The sequence below is a fragment of the Synechococcus sp. O70.2 genome, assembly GCF_047462135.1.
Taxonomy (GTDB): Bacteria; Cyanobacteriota; Cyanobacteriia; order Thermostichales; family Thermostichaceae; genus Thermostichus.
The window spans coordinates 157,997-176,346 of record NZ_JANSIS010000005.1 but is presented as its reverse complement, the minus strand read 5'-3'; the positions used below and the strand labels follow the sequence as shown (position 1 = coordinate 176,346).

The window sequence follows — 18,350 nt, the reverse complement described above, 5'->3', positions numbered from 1 at the left end:
TTAGTGGCGCCTCAATCCCCTTTGGAGGTGCGTATTGAGCGGAGGGAGGGCCTATCTCTCCAAGAGGCGCTGGAGATTGCCGTTGCCCAAAACCCGGCAGTACAGCAAGCAAGGCTGGCCGTCAAACGGGCTGAAGCCGGCGTGGCCTTGGCGCAAGCAGCCTTTGCCCCTACCCTCTCCACGCGCGTCAACTACCAGTACAGCGAACCTCCTGCCCCCGGCAGCGGGCCCAGGCGCCCATCCCATACCCTCTCGGCCAACGTGTTGCGGCTAGACTACACAGCCTTCGACAACGGGGCCAGGGCGCAAAACCTGAAGCTCGCTGAGGAAGCTCTGCGCGTTGCCCAACTGCAGCTCGAGCAAACCCTGCAGGCAGTGAAACAAGCTGTGGCCAACGCCTACTACGACCTGCAGAGCGCTGATGCCCGCGTGGCCATTAGCCAGGCTGCGGTTGCCAGTTCTGAAGCCACCCTGCGGGATGCCCAAGCCCGCGAACGGGCCGGTGTGGGTACCCGCTTCGAGATCCTCCAGGCGGAGACTGAATTGGCCAACAACCGACAAGCCCTGCTGGCAGCCCAAAACGACCAACAACTGAGTCGTCGCCGCCTGGCCGAACTGCTGAACTTTCCCAGTCCCACCGATGTGCTGGCTGAAGAGCCTGTCGAGCCGATGGGAGAGTGGGATCTGAGCCTAGAGGAAACCATTGTTGCTGCCTTTGCCAAGCGTCAAGAGCTGGAGCGCCAGCGCCGAGAGCTGGAGCAAGCCCAAGCTCGGCTGCGCCTAGCCCAAGCTAGCAACGGTCCCCAAATTAGTTTGTTCGCCAGTCTCGACGCGGCAAACGATTTTAGGGCCGACCGCAACAGTTTCGATGTCGGCTATTCGGTTGGCGCTAACTTTAACTTGACCTGGTTTGATGGGGGAAGGGCGGAGGCCCAGGCTCGCCAAGCCGAGATCGACAGGCAGGCGGCTGTGAGCAATTTCGTTGGCACTCGGAATGAAATTCAACGCAGCGTAGAAGAGGCCTTCCTCACCCTCAGCTCTAGCCGGGAACGGATTGAGACGGCCAAAGTGGCCATCGCCTCGGCAGAAGAAAGTTTGCGGCTAGCACGGCTGCGCCTTCAGGCTGGTGTAGGCACCCAGACAGAGGTGATCAACGCCGAGGCCGCCCTCACGACTGCTCGGGGCAATCTTGCCAATGCGGTGATTGCCTACAACCGTGCTCTGACCCAGCTGCGGCGGGCCATCGGCAGCCTCTAGGGATCCCTAGAGCTTGCGGGAGTAGTACTCAACTACCAACAGCTCGTTGACGGGCGCGCAGATTTGCTCGCGCGAAGGCAGATCCTTAATGCGGCCGCGCAGCTTCTCCTTGTCAAACTCCAGGTAATCCGGCAAAAACAGCCCTGGGTACTCGGCGTAGGCAGCCACTAGCCTGCGGGAGGACTCCTTGTTCCTAACTGTAATCACATCGCCCACCTTGCACTCATAGCTGGGAATGGTTACCTTGCGGCCGTTAACTTCAATGTGGCCGTGGGTCACCAACTGCCGCGCCGCCGGAATCGTTGGGGCCATGCCAAGGCGAAACACAATGCAGTCCAGACGCATCTCTAGAAGCTGCAGCAGAGCTAGCCCCGTAGATCCCTTGGAGCGGCGTGCCTTGCGCATGTAGCGGATCATCTGCCGCTCGCTTACCCCGTAGTTAAAGCGGACTTTTTGCTTTTCTTCTAGGCGGATGGCGTATTCAGACTTTTTCTTGCGCTCTGCCCCATGCACACCTGGGGGGTTGGTGTTTTTGGGGCGCTTGCGAGTCAGGCCAGGCAGGTCAAGCCCTCCGAAGCGGCGAATGATCCTCAAGCGGGGTCCTGTGTAGCGAGACATGCAGGCTTTCTCCAAAAGCAGCAGATAAATAAGTGGAACGCCAAAAAATTGGCGATCTCCTATGTTAAGCTCTCAGCCCCTTTTTAGGGCAAGGGAGCCGCTGCCATCAGTCGCGGCGAAGCTTCAATTGGGTGCGGATGAAGGCGCGATCCTCGCTGAGCAGGCCGTTGAGGGTGCGCCGCTCCCCCAAGATGGGATCCGGATCCAAGCCAATGGCCTCTAGATCTGCCAGCACCATCAGCTCCACCAGTTGGGCAAAGGTTACCTTGGGCTGCCACCCCAGCACCCGCTTGGCCTTGGAGGCGTCCCCCAAGAGCAGATCCACCTCCGTTGGGCGGTAGTAGCGGGGATCGATCTCAATAAGCACGCGATCCTTGTAGACTCCCTGTTCTTCCAGTCCGGATCCCCGCCAGGTAATGGGCATGCCCACCAGAGCAAAAGCCCGTTCTGCAAACTCCCGCACGCTGTGGGTTTCGCCAGTAGCCAGCACGTAGTCATCTGGCTGGGGCTGCTGCAGCATCATCCACATTCCCTCGACGTAGTCTTTGGCGTAGCCCCAGTCCCGCTTGGCATCCAGGTTGCCTAGATAAAGCTTGTCCTGCTTGCCGGCTACAATACGGCTGACGGCACGAGTGATCTTGCGGGTAACAAAGGTCTCGCCTCGCCGCGGGCTTTCGTGGTTAAACAAAATGCCGTTGCAAGCGAAGAGGTTGTAGGCTTCGCGGTAGTTGACCGTCTGCCAGTAGGCGTAGACCTTAGCACAGGCGTAGGGACTGCGGGGATAGAAGGGGGTGGTCTCTTTTTGCGGGATCTCCTGCACCAGACCAAACATCTCCGAGGAGCCGGCCTGGTAAAACTTCACCCGGATCCCAGTGCGCTGTTGGTAGTCGCGGATGGCCTCCAGGAGGCGTAGGGTGCCCATGGCTACTGAATCAACAGTATATTCCGGGGCATCGAAACTCACCCGCACGTGGGATTGGGCCCCCAGGTTGTACACCTCCGTCGGCTGCACCTGCTCCAAGATCCTGCGCAGGGTGGTGCCATCGGTGAGATCCCCGTAGTGGAGAAACAGCCTAGCCGTGGGATCGTGGGCGTCCACGTAGAGGTGGTCAATACGGTCGGTGTTGAAGGTGCTGGCCCGGCGGATAATGCCGTGGACTTCGTAGCCTTTTTGCAACAACAGCTCGGCCAGGTAAGAGCCATCCTGGCCAGTAATGCCAGTAATCAAGGCACGTTGGGTCATGGGGTTAGCACCCGTAGGACAGCAAATTGCCCAGCTCAAAACCTAGAGCTGCAGCTCCTAAGGCAAAAATTATAAGGCACGCCTTCTGTAGGGGAACTAACGCCTAGGAAGAGCCAAGCTGACGCTCTTTAACCTGCTGCAGGGCTGGGCTCAGGGCCACCGGCCACGGATCCGGCTGGCGCAGTTGCCGCACCCCTGGCGGTAAGCGCAGCACCGAGGCGCGGCTAGTGCGGGCGATGGCTTCTAGATCAGGCAGAGGCTCCAGCAGCACGCCCCGGCGCATGATCTGGCGCAGCAGCGGTTCGTAGCCAGGGGGTGAGGTCTCGTCAGCGTGGCCGAGCAAGTCTCCCTCTGGGCCGCGGAAGATTTGCTTACGTCCTGGCAGGGTGGCTTTGGCAAAGGAGGCCTTAGCCACGGGAATCCCGTTGATCTCCACCAATTTGTACACTCCGTTCACCCCCTCGCCGGTAACCAGGCGGGTGCCAACCCCATAGCCGCTAATCGGTGCCTGGGAGCGGTGCAACCGCTCGATCTCGTATTCATCCAGATCGCCACTGACAAACACCGGCGCCCCCTGGGGCAGGATGGCCTTGACCTGGCGGGAGAGGGCTTCCAGATCGCCAGAGTCGATACGCACGCCACCAATTTCGCCTCGGGATCCCAGTTGATCCGGCTGGGTGGCTGCAAAGAGCTGGGCGGCGGTGCGCGCCCCTTGGATGGGATCGTAGGTGTCAATCAGCAGAACCGCTTGGGGAAAGTAGCGCCGGAAAGCTTGAAAAGCACGGGTCTCATCCCCCGAGAGGGCGGCAATGGCCATCACGAGAGAATGGGCCATCGTGCCCGCTGGCTTGCGTCTCAATTTCAGGGCTGCCAAGACATTGGAGGTGGCATTGAACCCCGCCGCCAGAGCTGCCCGCGCTGCCCACAGGCCTGCTTGGGGGCTGAAGGCCCGCCGTGTGCCAAACTCCAACAAAATGGCCTCATCTCCAGCAGCATCGCGCATGCGGGCCGCCTTGGTGGCAATCAGGGTTTGGTAGTTGAAGGTCGTCAGCAGATAGGTTTCCACCAGTTGCGCTTGCCAGAGAGGAGCCTCCACCCGCAGCAGAGGCTCGTTGGCAAAGACGGCTGTTCCCTCGGGTACCGCCCACACATCCCCCTCAAAGCGGCAGCTAGCCAGCAGCTCCCAAAAGCGTTGCGGTGCCTCGGCAAAAATGCCCGTCTCCCGCAGCGCCTGCAGGGCTTCCGGCGGAAAGTGCAACTGCTGTAGGTATTCCACCGCTTGGGCTAGCCCCATGGCGATGAGGTAGCCATAGTCCGTGGGCAAGCGCCGCACAAATAGCTCAAAGGCCGCTGGCTGATTCTCCAGGCCCTCCCCCACGTAGCAGGCGGCCATGGTGAACTGGTAGAGATCTGTCAGCAGGCCATAGTCTTGAGGCTGTAGGGAGGAAAAGTCTGGGCTGACCATGGAACCCTCAAGCAAGCCAGGGAGGCAGCATGCAAAAAGCGGTTGCCCAAGTTGGAGCTACCATGGTAGCAAGTTCAGCCTGCCAGGGATCCCTAGAAACGGGAAGCGCCATGGACACCTCTGCTCCGCAGTTGACAACTCCGGTGCCGCCACCTCTGCCTCTCCCCTCCCACTTTGATCCTGAGCGGGTGGGGGAAATTTGGCGGGTGTCCTACCAACAGCGGGCGCTGGAGGCGGAGCAGTGGGCCCGGGAGTACCGCATCCCACCAGCGGCAGCAGATCGAGTACGGGTGGGCCTGTTGCTGATTGATGTGCAAAACACCTTCTGCATTCCTGGCTTTGAGCTGTTTGTGGGGGGGCCCAGCGGCCTGGGGGCGGTGGAGGACAATCGCCGCCTGTGCGAGTTTATCTATCGCAACCTGGCCCACATCACTCAGATCGTGGCCACCTTGGACACCCACACCGCTATGCAGATCTTCCACCCCATCTTTTGGGTGGATGCCCAGGGATCCCACCCCGAGCCAGCTACAGCCATCTCGGCAGATGAGGTCCGCTCGGGCCGCTGGCAAGTCAACCCTGCCATGGCCGCCAACCTCACCCAGGGGGATCTGAAGCGGCTGCAGGCCTATGTCCTCCACTATGCTGAGCAACTGGAGAAAGGGGGAAAATATCCCCTCATGGTCTGGCCCTACCATTCCATGCTTGGCGGGATTGGCCATGCGCTGGTGCCGGCAGTGGAGGAGGCAATCTTTTTCCACGCCATCGCCCGCTGCAGCCAGCCTCGCTTGGAGCTCAAGGGATCCAACCCTTTGACGGAAAATTACTCTGCCCTCAGCCCGGAGGTCTTGACAGGGCCGGAGGGGGATCCCATCGATGAGAAAAATGCATCCCTTATCCGCCACCTCCTGGAATTTGACGCCCTGATTGTCGCTGGCCAAGCCAAAAGCCACTGCGTTGCCTGGACGGTGAGCGACTTGCTGCAGGAGATCCAAGCTAGGGATCCCAGCCTGGCCAAGAAGGTCTACCTTCTGGAAGATTGCACCTCGCCGGTAGTGATCCCTGGCTTGGTCGATTTTAGTGAACAGGCGGAGGCAGCCTTTGCCCGCTTTGCTGCAGCGGGGATGCGGCGAGTGCGCTCTACCGATCCCCTCTGGAGTTGGCCTGACTTTCCCCGGCCTCTTTAGGATGCGGCAGGACAGCCTGTACGATCGCGTCGGCGGTGATCCCCGCCCCGAAGCTAGTTCCCTGCGCCCCCCCACTGGCGCTCGCGACTTCCTACCGCGGGAGGTTCAGCGGCGGGAAAGGCTGGAGGCGCAGCTAACTCAGGTTTTTCGCCGCTACGGCTATCAACGCATCATCACGCCCACCCTGGAGCGGCTGGAGACGCTACTGGCTGGAGGATCCATCCGCGGCGAGGCCGTGCTGCAACTGCGGGATGGGGAAGGAACGATGCTGGGGCTGCGCCCCGAGTTTACCGCTTCTATTGTGCGGGCGGCGGCTACCCGGCTGGCGGGCGGGCCCCTGCCCCTGCGGCTTTACTATCACGGCAACGTCTTCCGCAATAGCCGGCGGGAGGAGGGATCCTACACTAGCCAAGAGTTTTTCCAGTCTGGAGTGGAGCTCATCGGTGCAGGCGGGTGGCTAGCAGATGCCGAGATCTTGCTGCTTTTGGCCGATTGCGTGCGCGCTGTCGGCCTCAGCAACTGGACGTTACTTTTGGGAGATGTGGGCTTGACCGAGAGCCTGCTCAACCCTGTTGCTCCCAAGGCCCAGGCGGCAGTGCGCCGCGCCATAGCCCAGCTTGACTACGTCTACCTGGAGTCCGCCCCTTTGCCAGAAGCAGCCCGCCAAATTGGCTTGCAGATTCTGGGGCTGCGCGGCCAGCCTGACCAGGTTCTACCTCAGCTTGCCCAGCTTCCGGTGCCGTCGGAGCGGCTGCGGGATCTGCGGCAGTTGTGCCAGATCCTAGAGGCCCATCAGGTGCGGGTGGTGCTAGACCTTAGCTTGCTGCAGACTCTAGCCTACTACACCGGCATTGTCTTCCAGGCAGTGGTGGGGGGAGAGGTCATCGCCCTGGGCGGGCGCTACGACCGGCTCTATGCCCTCTATAGCCCGCAGCAACTCGAGCAGCCAGGGATTGGTTTTACCCTCCTGCCAGATACCCTGCTGCGGCTTTTGCCCCCCGATGCTCAGGCCGAGGCCGCGACCTGCAAGCGGTTGGTGGTGCCGCTGGTGCCGGCAGGGATCCCGGCAGCCCTAGCCTTGGCTGCCCGCTGGCGGGAGTCAGAGGCGGTGGAGCTGGAGTTGCTGGATCGGACGCCCGAAGAGATCGAGGCCTACGCCCGCCAGTGCCGGATCCCCGAGATTGCCTGGGTGCAGGCTGATGGCAGCTACCACATCTCCCACGTGGACTAAATATCCAGAGCCGCCAGATCCAACTGGCCGCTGTGGGCTTCAATAAATTCCCGCCTGGGGCCGACGGCATCGCCCATCAAGATGGTGAAGATGCGATCCGCCTCGGCGGCATCCTCGATGGTGATTTGCTTGAGAACGCGCGTTGCCGGGTTCATGGTGGTTTCCCAGAGCTGCTCCGGCATCATTTCCCCCAAGCCCTTGAAGCGCTGGATGGTGTACTTGGCGTTGGCCGGCAGGCTGCGCAGAACTTGCTCCTTTTCCGCCTCGTTGTAGCAGTAGCGCACATTGTTGCGGCCCCACTCAATCTTGTAGAGGGGCGGACAGGCAATGTAGACGTAGCCCTGCTCCAAGAGCGCCTTCTGATAGCGGTAAAAGAAGGTAAGCAGCAGGGTGCGAATGTGGCTGCCGTCCACGTCGGCGTCGGTCATGAGGATGATGCGGTGGTAGCGCAGCTGGCTGGGATCAAACTCTTCCCCCTTGACCCCCAAGCCCAGCGCCGTGATCATGGCCTGAATCTCAGCGTTTTTGTAGATCTTGGCGGGATCGGCCTTCTCGATGTTGAGGATCTTGCCGCGCAAGGGCAGCACTGCCTGGAACTGGCGATCCCGGCCCTGCTTGGCGCTGCCCCCTGCCGAGTCGCCCTCGACCAAATACACCTCCGACTCTGCGGGGTCGCGGCAACTGCAGTCGGCCAGTTTCCCCGGCAGCGTGGAGGACTCCAAAGCCGACTTGCGGCGCACCAATTCCCGGGCCCGGCGGGCCGCCTCGGCGGCGTTGAAGGACTGGATGGCCTTGTCGACAATCCCCCTAGCCACGTTGGGGTTGAACTCGAGGTACTCCGTGAGGGCCTCCGAGACAATGGTCTGGACAATGCCCCGCACCTCGGTGTTGCCCAACTTGGTTTTGGTCTGCCCCTCAAACTCGGGGTTGGGCACCTTGACCGAGACAATGGCCGTCAACCCCTCCCGCACGTTTTCGCCCGCCAGGTTGGGATCAGAATCTTTGAGTTTGTTGAGCTTGCGGGCTTGGCTGTTGATGGTGAGGGTGAGGGCAGTCTTCAATCCCTCCAGGTGGGTGCCCCCTTCGGTGGTGCGGATGTTGTTGGCAAAGCCAATGACCGTATCGGTGTAGACATCTCCACACCACTGCAGGGCGGCTTCTACCTCAACCCCATCCCGCTCCCCGTGGATGTAGATAACGTCGGCGTGGAGGGGGGTTTTCTCGTGGTTAATAAAAGCCACGTATTCCTTAATGCCACCCGTAAATTGATAGACTTCGCAGCGGACGGGATCCCGCCGCAGATCGCTGAAGGTAATCTTCAAGCCGGCGTTGAGATAGGCCAGCTCCCGAAAACGGCTTGCTAGCAGATCGTAGTCAAACTCCCGCTCGGGGAAAATCAGGGCATCTGGCTTAAAGCGTACCTCTGTGCCTCGCTGGTGAGATCCCGGAGGCTGCGGCTCAGCCTTTAGGGATCCCACGACTGCCCCCCGCTCAAAGCGCTGAAAGTAAACCTTGCCATCTCTCCAGACTCTGGCCTCTAGCCACTCCGAGAGGGCATTTACTACTGAGACGCCAACGCCGTGCAGCCCCCCGGAGACTTTGTAGCCGCCTCCCCCAAACTTGCCGCCGGCATGCAACACGGTCATGACCGTCACTAGCGCCGGCTGCCCTGTTTTTGGGTGGATGTCTACCGGGATGCCGCGGCCATTGTCCAGCACCGCCACTGAACCGTCGGGGTAGAGGGTAACCTGGATCTCGTTGCAGTAGCCGGCCAGGGCCTCGTCGACCGAGTTGTCCACCACCTCATGCACCAAGTGGTGCAATCCCTTTGGCCCCGTGGAGCCAATGTACATACCAGGCCGCCTGCGCACAGCCTCCAAGCCCTCTAGAACTTGGATCTGCTCTGCACCGTAGTTTTCTGTCATTGCAATCGCAGCCTCGCTAGCACAAGTCCGGAAAAATTGACTCTTGAGGCCAGAGAAGAGGCCATTACCCAAAACACTGCCGCCATGATAGCACAAAAGCCTAGAAGGGCAAAACAGCGGCCTTCGAGGGCCGACTTAGCCAGGGGGTGCAGGAGGGCTAGCTGTCTGGGCCAAGAAAGCTCTCCACCAGGCCCGGTGGCGGCTGCACCTGCAGTTGGCCTTTTTCCAGATCCACCACCGGCACCAGAGCTTTCACGAAGGGGATCAACACCTGCCGCTTGTCGGGAGTAGAGACCTCCAAGACATCTTGGCCACCAGCCCAGATGGCCGAAACATGCCCCAGCAGCCGCCCTTGATGGTAGACGGCCAGACCAATGAGATCGCGGTAGTGGTACTCCTCCGGCCCTAGGGAGGGGCGCTGGGAAGCAGGCACCAGCACTTTAGCGCCCACCCAAGCCTCTGCCGCTGTGCGATCCGAGATCCCTTCTAGCCGCACCAAGTACAGGCCCTTGTTCGGAAAAAACCGCCCCTCAACTAGAGAATGCAGGAGGGGCTCGGGGTCGCTATCCCGCTGCAGCCAGCGGGGCCCTGGCTGGGTGAAGCGCTCCGGAAAATCCGACCAACACTTAACTCGCAGCCAGCCCCGTAGACCGTGGGCCGCCACCACCTGTCCCACTAGCAGCCAAGCGCGATCCCTAGACATGGCGCTAACCAAAGCCAGGTCGCCACAAGAATACTAATCCTGGACGCAGACGACCTGCTGCGTCTGGGCAGATTGCTCAGCAGCTTCGGCCACAGCAAGGGCGTGGAGCATTTTCTCAGTATCCACGTAAAGAGGGCTGCCCTGTCGCAGGTGATCTAGCACCAGGCGGGTATCTTGCTCAAACAGGCCGCGGCGGGAGCCGGTCTCCAGGGGGTGGGCGCTGCCGGGACGCAACAGCGTCGCCTCTTCGCCGTTGATTAACAGGCCACCGCGCTGGCCATGGAACTCCAGTAGGCGCTGGGAACACCACAGCGAATCCCCTTTGCCGTAGGTCAACACTGCCAGCAGCCCGTTGGCAAAACTCAGTTGGGCCGTGCAGTAGCAACTGCTGTAGCGGTGGGGCAGGTCTGGACCGTCGTAGCGCAGTTGACAGCTCACCCGCTCTACTTTCCCCAACAGGTCCACCAGGCGGTGGATGCGGGAGACAGCCCCCGTGAGAGGAAAGCCGAAGAGGTCGGGCCGATAAGTCCAGCGGTCAGGGGCAGGGTGGGTGGCAGTGAGGGTAATGTAGCGAACGGCAAGCAACTTGCCCAGCCCTGCCAGCTCCCGTCTCAGCAACTGGTGAACGCCGCTGAGGAGCTCGATGTGCTCCACATGCAACAGCAGCCGCCGTTCCGCAGCCAATTGCACCAGCGAACGAGCTTCGGCAGCGCTGAAGGCCAGGGGATATTCCACAACAGTGTGGATCCCGGCTTCCAGAGCGGCACGGGCGATGGCTGCATGATCCCGATTGATGGTGCTGACAAACACCAAATCCAGCCGCTGCTCGCAAAACAGGGAAGACCAGTCGGAATAGGCAGTAGCCCCAAACTCAGCAGCAAAGGCGGCACTTCGCTGGGGCGTTCGGCCAGCAACAGCCACAATCTTCACCTGCTCATCTTTGCGCAAGGCCTCTGCCCGTGAGCGAGCTGCGTAGCCAGTGCCGATGATCCCCACCCGCAAGGTCTGTCCCCTCTCGTAGCCCGTTTCTGTCTGTAGCATCCCATAGAGCCCCACACCAGGGATCTTGCCCTCTCCAGCTTGTCCGGGAAGATCCCTGCTCCCCCGCCAAAGCTCTAGCCCCTTAGCTTCCAAACACGCTGACAATGCGGCGCATCGCCTCCTCCACGTTGGCGCGGCTGTTAAAAGCCGACAGGCGCAGATAGCCCTCGCCAGCGCTGCCAAAGCCAGATCCGGGGGTGCCCACCACATGGCAGGTGTGCAGCAGCTTGTCGAAAAACTCCCAACTACTTAGCCCCTCCGGGGCTTTTACCCAAACGTAGGGAGCGTTGACGCCGCCGTAGGCCTGGAGGCCGGCTTTGGCCAACTGCTCACGAATGATGCGGGCATTCTCCAGGTAAAACTGCACCAGAGCCCGCACCTGCGCCTGCCCCTCCTCAGAGTAGACAGCCTCAGCCCCTCGCTGCACAATGTAGGCCACACCGTTGAACTTGGTGGACTGGCGGCGATACCACAGGCTCCACAGATCCACCCAGGAGCCATCGGCAGCTTGGCCTCGCAGCGACTTGGGCACCACCGTAAAGGCGCAGCGGGTGCCGGTAAAGCCAGCCGTTTTGGAGAAGGAGCGGAACTCGATGGCACATTCCCTGGCCCCTGGGATCTCGTAGATGGAGTGCGGGATCCCGGGCTCGGTAATGTAGGCCTCGTAGGCAGCATCAAAGAGGATGAGCGAGTTGTGGGCGCGGGCATAGTCCACCCAGGCCTGCAGATGCTCCCGCGTGGCGACTGCACCAGTGGGGTTGTTGGGAAAGCAGAGGTAGATGACGTCCACCTTTTGCTCGGGCAGGCTGGCGGTGAAGTGGTTTTCCGCCGTCAGCGGCAGATAGACCAGGCCCTCGTATTCGCCCCGCTCGTTGGCTGGCCCCGTATGGCCCGCCATCACATTGGTGTCCACGTAAACCGGATAGACAGGATCCGTGATGGCAATGGTGTTGTCGTGGCCGAGAATATCCAGAATGTTGCCGCAGTCGCACTTGGAGCCATCGGAGATGAAGATCTCGGAAGCGTCGATGTCGCAGCCGCGGGCCTGAAAGTCGTGCTGGGCAATGGCCTGGCGCAGCCACTCGTAGCCCTGTTCCGGTCCATAGCCGCGGAAGGTAGCCCGATCCCCCATCTCCTCCACGGCCCGGATCATGGCGGCTCGACAGGCTGCCGGCAGCGGCTCGGTGACATCGCCAATGCCCATCTTGATGATCTGAGCTTCGGGATGGGCGGCGGCAAAGGCCTGCACGCGCCGGGCAATTTCGGGAAAGAGATAGCCAGCCTTGAGCTTGAGGAAATGGTCGTTGATCCTGGCCATAGGAGTTGAGCGCTGCAAAGAACCGTCGGCCCTCCAGTGTAGCCGAAGCCAATTCCCCGCTGCTTACCAGCTCACAGCCCCAGCCTCTCCAGGCTGAAGGCGCCCACTGGCGAGGTCAGTTGAAACTCCCCCCGCTCTTGCGTCAGGCCCACCGGGCGACTGGGGAAGGCCACCAGGATCCCTTCCAGGCGCAGTGACCCCGCCAGGGGATCGTAGGCCAAGCGCAGCTCCAAGTCCCGCAGGTCGCGGCGTACCTCAAGGCGGCGGATCCCTGCCTCCGTCAGGCCCAGGCGGAGCCGCCAGTGGTTTTGCCACTGCGTGCCAAGGGTGGCATCCAGGTCAAGGCCGTAGGTGGAAATTCCTCCCGACCGGGGATCGTAAACTGCCTGCAGCGCGTAGCTAATCCCCGGCTCATAGCTGTCTAGACCCGAGCGTTGATCCCGGTTGAAGGTGGTGCTGCTGCGCCCCCGGTACTCCAGCCGAATGGGTTGCCATTGCCCCTTGTTGAGGTCGTAGGAAGTTTGCACCTGGACGTTGAACAGCTCGGGCACGGTGTTCCAGGTAAAGTTGGCGTTGAGGGCATCCCACCTTTGGGCAACGAAATCATAGCCAAGGGTGGTGTCAAAGCGCAGCAGGTTCCTCACTTGCGCCTGCAGCTCCTGCAGGTTACGGGAGGCAATTGCTTCCAAGTCCTCCGGCGTGTCGTCGGGAAAAGTCAGGGCTATGGGCAGCTCGCCGGGCAGGTCATCTTCAAAGGCAAGGTAGCCGGGAGGCACGTTGGGCAAGAAATTGCGCGGGGTGAAGAAGCTAATGCTGGCGTTGAGGCGATCTACATCTTGGGGGCTGGCGGAAAGGGTTTGAAAAGGAGCGGAGTTGTTGCCGTAGAAGGTGCGGCTGTAGCGCAGGTCGATGGTGTTCCATTCAGCAGGCTTGAAGCTAAGGCGGGGGTTGAGGCTGACGGTGGACTCCTGGTTGGGAGTGGAGTATAGGACTTGAGTGTAATCGATGGAACCCGGTATGAAGGTGATCCAAGGAGCCGGTTGAATGTCGTTGAACTGAAGGCTGGAGCGCAGCTCGTAGCGATTGAAAAAGTTGAGGCCAGATCCCCCTTCTCGATTCGGCTGTTGCTCTTGGGTCAGGGTGAGGGCGCTGCTGAGGAAGATATCGGGACTGAGGCGGAGGAGATCGGGGTTGAAGGCCAGCTCGAAATTGCGGCGCGGCTCGGTGTCGCCGTTGGAGCTGCTGTAGGCGCGGTAGGCCAGGCGGTAGGTGCCACCCCAGCCAGGGGGGGTGAGCTGGGTGCCCAGCGTCAGCCGTGCGTCGGCAAAATCTGGCCCGTCTTTGACGCTTACCCGCTGGTTGTAGTCCAAGCGCAGATCCGACTGCAGCCAAGGCACGCCCCCATAGCGCTGCACGTGACTAAGAGTGAGGGGAAAGGTGTAGGTGCCGTTCTCCTGGGATCCGCTGCGGTTGATGTTGAGGGTGGTGGTCGAGAGATCCCCCTGGAAGGTGGCATTGAGGCGGAGATCGGCATTGTCGTTGCGCCCGCCGGCAGGGCGGTAGGTGTTGTCCAGGTTGAGGTTAAGCTGTCCCCGCAGTTGGCCTTCTTGGCCGAAGATGTTGGCGGCGTAGAAGTCGAAATTGTGGTCAAGGCGGAGGCGGCCGGAAAAGCGCTGCTCGTCGGCCTCGGTTACCAGGTAAAACTGGGCCCGCCCATAGTTGACGCTGTCGGGGATGGGGAGGATGTAGTCGTGGACAAAGCCAAGGCCCAGGCCTTTCTTCTGCAAGACATCCAGCCGCAGGCCGCCAAAGTTGTACTCGTTGAAGCGGTAGGCCCAACTGGACTTGACAAACACTCCTTCCGCCTTGCTCCGCCCTGGCAGCACCCACTGGTGATCTCGCAGGCTGTAAATGAAAAGGGGCAGGTAGGCAATCTGCAGCCCCGCCCGCAGTTCGCCCTCCTTGCTCAGCTCGCCGCCAGCAAAGACGCGGGCATTGTAAACGATAACCTGGTTGTCGGGAAACACCTCCACCCGTTCCCCTTGCACGTAGTGGGTGATGGGCGGTTCTGGTGAGGTGGTGAGGGTTGCCTTCTCAAGGAAGATCTGATCCCCCAGCAGGGCGGTGGTCTTTTGGCTGCGCACAAAGATCTTGGTGCCCGGCTCCTCCCCAGGCAGGATCACCAGCGAGTTTTCAAATTGAGCCCTGCGACCGGGAATATCCAAGTCCAGGTTTTGCCCTTCAATTTGCCGGATCCCGCGCCCCTGCGGCCCAGGAGGCCACTCCATGCGAAAAGGGCCCTCGCTGCGCAGGCGCCGTTCCCGCCGGTAAAACACCAGCCGCTCGCCGCTGATGCGGGTGCCGTCAGCCAGCTGGATCTGGGCGTTCCCCTCGGCAATGCCCACATCTTGTTCAGCAAGGTAGCTGAGCACATCCCCGCTGACATTGACTTGATCCGGGTCAAGAGGGATCTGCCGTTGGACAGTGGTGGCCAGTTGCTGGCGAATTTGGGATCCCTGGCCGACAGGGGGAGCAGCTTCTGGGCTTAGGTCCCGCAGCAGGGGGAACCGCTCCAACAACTGGGGAGCTAGGAGGGATCCGGCAGTGGGGGTGAATACCTCCGTCCCGCTTTGAGCGGTTCTCTGAGGGCTAGTATTCAAGTTCCCACCGGCTGGCGAGGTCAATGCCGTCTTTTGCCCTTGAGCAGTGGCCAGGCCCTCGACAGGGGAGAAGCCCCTTGCTTCGTTGGGCTGCTCTTCTACCTGCAAGTCAGCAGCTCGGGAAGTTATAGGCCAAAAGGAGCGAAGGGAGTCCAGAGTAGGAATAGCTGTAGTAGGCCGGGAAGACGGTGTTGCCTGGGCCTGTTGCGCCTGCTGCCGTGCATGGGCTGCTGCCCCCTCGGCCAAGAGCCACTGTAGCCGCTGCCGGCTGAGCTCTTCTGGCGTGAGGGCCTTTTCAGGAGGGGTGCTAGACGGCGGGGAGGATGGAGCAATGGGATCCCCCAACAGGCTGGCGCCGGTGGGAGCAGCCGGTTCTGGATTGGGAGCTCGGTGAGCCAGTTGTAGCTGCTGGGCCGAGGTTTGCGCTGCCCAAAAGCGCTGATAGCCCTCTAGGTTGGTAGGCAGGGGATCCGGCTGGGCAAAGACCGCCCTCTCCATTCCCACCCACAGGGAGCTGCCCCAGCAAAGGGCTAGCCACCTTGCCCATGGGCTGAAGCCCTGCGAGAAGCTACCAGATCTCACCGCAAAAACCGCCACAGCAGACCGAGGCCCACCCCACCGAAAATCATGTTCGGCAGCCAGGCAGCTAGCCAGGGATCGATATACCCAACTCGACCCATCGCACGTCCCAGGCTCATCAGTACATAGTAAACAAACACCAGAACAATCGCTAGCGCCACACTGCCGTAGCGGCCAGTCTGCCGCACCGTCTGCAAGCCCAGGGGCGCCGCTACCAAGATGGCAAAAAAGCTGGCCAAAGGAATGGCGAACTTGAGGTGGTATTCCGTCAGGCAGCGGGCCACATCGGCAGCAGGACGTTGCTCCTTCCGGTATCGCTGACATTGCTCCCACAGCTCTGCTGCCCGTTGCTCCTGGGGCACCTTTTCGGCATACACCAGGCCCACCAACTGGTTGACAATGTTGAGCTCCATCTCTGCCACGTGGCCTTCGTAGTAGGTGCGCCCCTGCTCGTCATAGCGACGGATCACCACCCCTTGCAAATGCCACACCTGGCCCACCCGTTGGGCCCTTTGGGCTGAGATCACTTGCGGGTAGCGCAGATGGCCCGTCTCAGCCTTGCGATCCAAAATCAACAAGTCCTGCATCAAGCCTGTCTTTGGGTCCATCGAGCCAACGTGAAACCAGAGGTCGCTGTCCACCCGGACCACCTCTCCGGGGTTGAAGGGCAGAGCATCCTGGGCCAGGATGAGGTTGGTGTTGAGGGTCTTCACCTTTTGGTTGGTCTGGGGCACAATCACCTCATGGGTAAAGAGCGCTAGGCCGCTAATCAGCAGGCCAATGCAGAGCAGGGGAATTAACACTTTGCGGTAGGGGATCCCAGCCGCCCGCAGCGCCGTCATCTCGCTATCAGCTCCCATCCTGCCCAGGGTAAGCAGGGTGGCAAAGAGGGCAGCAATGGGAAAGGTAACCACCAAAATAGCGGGCAAGTTGAGGAGGAGAATGTGCAAAATTGTTAGAGGAGGAGCTCCTTTTTTCACCAGCAAATCGGCATAGATAAAAAGCTGGTTGCCCAGCATCATCACTGCGCCCCCCGCCACTCCCAGGAAGAAGGGGCGGATCATCTCCTTAAAAAGATAAAACTCCAAAAAAAAGCCTCCAAGCCTCAGGGATCCCCAAAAGCTCCCCTCCCCCGCAGCAGCTTTGCGCCGTTTACCCTTGGTCAATTGGGTGGGCATTTGCCTTGACCACCTCGGACTGGAGTGCAACTTTGGCCGCCCCAGCCGGCATAGACGACGGAAGGCAAGAGCTGGATCCCTTCAGAGGGCATCGGTGAGGCGAAATTGAACCATCCCCTGCCGCTCTCCGTCCCCTTCGACGGTGTACTCATCCTGCTTTATATTCAGGGTGACCAGCTTGCCGCTGAGGCGGTTGGCGCCTCGGCACAGGTGATCCAGAGCATCGCGGCCGGGCAGCCCCTCGGTCGTTTTGCGGGGAATTGGATTGAGCTCGCCGCGATCGCAAAGCAGAACAGGAGCCCGCTCAGCGGTAATTCTGAAAATCTGCTCTTGGTCGGAGTACTCCGCCCGATCCCCTTCGACAGCGCGGTTGGCTTGCACAATGACCACCTGACCAAAGAAACGGGCGTCGCCGCTGGCTTGCTCAATTTCCACGTGGTTGGCGTAGATCACCGTCGGTTGATCCACATCCGCTTGAGTCTGGGGGTTTTGGAGGCGCCGCGCCAGCCAGTCTCCCTCGATCTGCTCGATCACCACCTCTCCCCGCAGCTCCACCTTCTCAGGGGTGATGATGGCCTGGTTGGCCTTGGCTTTCCGCCCCCGCTGGATAAACTCGACGGCCCCACTGAACTCCGAGGTGCCGGTGCGGGAGTTGTAAACCAGGCGGGCAGCCCGCACCTCCGTTTCAGCCTGGCGCAGCTCCTCCGTCAGGGATCCGCCGCCGCCAGCCGGCGTGGAGGTGGCCATCTGCCGGTAGAGCACATTCTCTTCAAAGACGAAGATCTTGTCGCGGTGGTTGCCCTCCAAACGAGCAGCCGTGAGCACCCGCCCAGGCTCGCGCAGGGTAACTCCCCCTGTCAACAGGCTTTGGGACTCGCGACGGCGGTAGATGCCCTGAGCTGCCTGGATGGTGGTTTCCCCCTGTTGAACTTCCAGGTTGCCTTCCCCGCGGGCAACTTGCGTGTTGCGGTCGTAGGTGAGGCGGTCGGCAATGATGGTAACTTCCTGGTTCTGGGGGTTTGGAGTTGCCGCGGAAGCGGGAGCAGCCTGGGCCAAGCGCAGGTCGGCCAGGAGGGGATCCCGGCTGCTTTTAGCAGCCACCTCCTGCAACACCACGCCACCCGAGAGAATGCTTTGCGCCTGTTGGCGTAGGTAGGTGCCTTGGGGGGCGCGAATCTCAAGACCCCCTTCGCGGATGCGCAGGTTGCCCTTCCCCTCGGCCACCTGCTGGCTGCGGTCGTAGGTGAGCTGGTCAGCGGTAATGGTGGTGGAGGTGGCGCCGTCCAGGCCATCCCCCGGCAGGACAACGAGCTTGCCCTGCTCGGCCCTGAGGAGGGCAAAGGGAAAGTTAAACGAGCCGGAGCGGCCTTGCAGCACCATTTCTTGCCCTTTGACGGTAAACGCTGCTGGCACTTCTATGCGCTCTGCAGGGGTAATCCTCAAGGCGCTAGTCAGGAGCAAGCTGCCGTCGTCACTTCTAACCTCCACTTCTTCCTCCAGGTACAGCTCGTCGGCAGTGGCATCGTAGCGGGCTCGCTTGGCCCGCCAAGTCACCTGCTTGCTGCTGGCAAAAAACGGACTCGGCGCGCCTTCCCCCGCATCGACACCGTCTCCATAGAAGTAGCCCCGCGCTCCCTGCTCGAACACCTGTTGCCCGGCAGCCAGCTTTACCTGTTCGGCGATGAGTCGCCAACGACGGCGTCCCCCCTGCTGTCCGACAATGTCCACCTTGCGGCTGACCGAAAGGGGCTGATCTGGGGGAGAAGGCTCCACTTTCACTGCTTCAATTTCAAGAGCCAAGGCCCAGGCAACCAAAGCCGCCAAGAGCCCGCTCCCCAAGAGCGCTACCCCTAGATTGGAATGGAAAAATTGCCGCATCCTTACGACTTCTCCGCTTTGATCCCCAGCTCCTCAACCCGGCAGTTAGGCTGTAGCTTAGCGCAGTTTG

At 61.1% G+C, this 18,350-nt stretch carries 13 protein-coding genes; 3 read left to right on the top strand and 10 right to left on the bottom strand.

Going from position 1 to position 18,350, the window contains the following annotated elements; genetic code table 11:
- Positions 1–27 precede the first annotated feature (27 nt).
- On the top strand, positions 28–1,257 hold the full coding sequence (locus NW812_RS07515; RefSeq protein WP_414395497.1) for a TolC family protein: 1,230 nt from the start codon (positions 28–30) through the stop codon (positions 1,255–1,257).
- Between the two features lie 6 nt (positions 1,258–1,263).
- On the opposite strand, the gene rpsD is transcribed toward NW812_RS07515, so the two are convergent.
- From rpsD to NW812_RS07500, 3 genes are all read right to left on the bottom strand, one after another.
- Positions 1,264–1,875: a 30S ribosomal protein S4 gene (rpsD, locus tag NW812_RS07510; RefSeq protein ID WP_414395495.1), complete on the bottom strand. Its 612-nt coding sequence runs from the start codon at positions 1,873–1,875 to the stop codon at positions 1,264–1,266.
- Between the two features lie 106 nt (positions 1,876–1,981).
- The gene (gmd, locus tag NW812_RS07505; protein ID WP_414395493.1) at positions 1,982–3,118 is read right to left on the bottom strand and encodes a GDP-mannose 4,6-dehydratase; all 1,137 of its coding nucleotides are present in this window, start codon (positions 3,116–3,118) and stop codon (positions 1,982–1,984) included.
- 103 nt (positions 3,119–3,221) lie between these two features.
- Positions 3,222–4,583 (bottom strand): nicotinate phosphoribosyltransferase, encoded by a 1,362-nt coding sequence (locus NW812_RS07500; RefSeq protein WP_414395491.1) that lies wholly within the window; start codon positions 4,581–4,583, stop codon positions 3,222–3,224.
- A 110-nt stretch (positions 4,584–4,693) separates the two neighbouring features.
- Here NW812_RS07500 and NW812_RS07495 point away from each other — a divergent pair, with 110 nt between their 5' ends.
- Both NW812_RS07495 and NW812_RS07490 read left to right on the top strand, forming a co-directional pair.
- Complete coding sequence (locus tag NW812_RS07495; protein ID WP_414395574.1) at positions 4,694–5,767, top strand: isochorismatase; 1,074 nt, start codon at positions 4,694–4,696, stop codon at positions 5,765–5,767.
- 1 nt (position 5,768) lies between these two features.
- Positions 5,769–6,998: an ATP phosphoribosyltransferase regulatory subunit gene (locus NW812_RS07490; RefSeq protein WP_414395489.1), complete on the top strand. Its 1,230-nt coding sequence runs from the start codon at positions 5,769–5,771 to the stop codon at positions 6,996–6,998.
- Here the strand turns inward: NW812_RS07490 and gyrB are convergent.
- From gyrB to NW812_RS07455, 7 genes are all read right to left on the bottom strand, one after another.
- Positions 6,995–8,923: a DNA topoisomerase (ATP-hydrolyzing) subunit B gene (gyrB, locus tag NW812_RS07485; protein WP_414395487.1), complete on the bottom strand. Its 1,929-nt coding sequence runs from the start codon at positions 8,921–8,923 to the stop codon at positions 6,995–6,997. The two genes, NW812_RS07490 and gyrB, sit on opposite strands and share 4 nt — an antisense overlap.
- A gap of 157 nt (positions 8,924–9,080) precedes the next feature.
- Complete coding sequence (gene rimM / locus NW812_RS07480) at positions 9,081–9,626, bottom strand: ribosome maturation factor RimM (RefSeq protein WP_414395486.1); 546 nt, start codon at positions 9,624–9,626, stop codon at positions 9,081–9,083.
- A gap of 33 nt (positions 9,627–9,659) precedes the next feature.
- The gene (locus NW812_RS07475; RefSeq protein WP_414395484.1) at positions 9,660–10,667 is read right to left on the bottom strand and encodes a Gfo/Idh/MocA family protein; all 1,008 of its coding nucleotides are present in this window, start codon (positions 10,665–10,667) and stop codon (positions 9,660–9,662) included.
- Positions 10,668–10,749: 82 nt separating this feature from the next.
- Complete coding sequence (locus tag NW812_RS07470; protein ID WP_414395482.1) at positions 10,750–11,985, bottom strand: LL-diaminopimelate aminotransferase; 1,236 nt, start codon at positions 11,983–11,985, stop codon at positions 10,750–10,752.
- A gap of 71 nt (positions 11,986–12,056) precedes the next feature.
- The gene (locus NW812_RS07465) at positions 12,057–15,143 is read right to left on the bottom strand and encodes a hypothetical protein (protein WP_414395480.1); all 3,087 of its coding nucleotides are present in this window, start codon (positions 15,141–15,143) and stop codon (positions 12,057–12,059) included.
- Positions 15,144–15,223: 80 nt separating this feature from the next.
- Positions 15,224–16,402, bottom strand: a complete 1,179-nt coding sequence (locus NW812_RS07460) for an LptF/LptG family permease (protein WP_414395478.1) — start codon at positions 16,400–16,402, stop codon at positions 15,224–15,226.
- Between the two features lie 81 nt (positions 16,403–16,483).
- Entirely contained in the window at positions 16,484–18,226 is a 1,743-nt protein-coding gene (locus NW812_RS07455; RefSeq protein ID WP_414395476.1) for a hypothetical protein, read from the bottom strand.
- Positions 18,227–18,350 lie beyond the last annotated feature (124 nt).